Source organism: Mesorhizobium sp. LNHC229A00 (assembly GCF_000502415.1).
GTDB lineage: Bacteria > Pseudomonadota > Alphaproteobacteria > Rhizobiales > Rhizobiaceae > Mesorhizobium.
In genome coordinates, this window is the sequence record NZ_AYWQ01000250.1 from 1 (window position 1) to 285 (window position 285).

A 285-nucleotide genomic window follows, 5' to 3' on the forward strand; every position below is an offset into this window, starting at 1 on the left:
ACATCACCGGCGGCTTGCATTCGAACAGCCGCCCACAACCCAGCGCAAACAACGTATCCGCGGTGAACGCCACTTTCGATAACGGCAGATGGTAGGAGACATGGCCAGCGGTATGCCCGGGCGTGGCGATCACTTCGATGCGCTCGTTGCCGAGATGCAGGACGGAGCCTTCTTCGACGGTTTCATCGATGCCGGGGATCTTGGCCTTTTCCGCCTCCGGGCCGACGATGCGCAGCTTGAAGCGCTCCTTGAGCGCCAGATTCGCGTCGACGTGATCCATATGAT

At 60.4% G+C, this 285-nt stretch carries 1 protein-coding gene; it reads right to left on the reverse strand.

The annotated features are described in order from the left end of the window. The coding region (locus X742_RS140055; protein WP_023775715.1) for an MBL fold metallo-hydrolase at nucleotides 1–285 on the reverse strand (285 nt) is incomplete at both ends.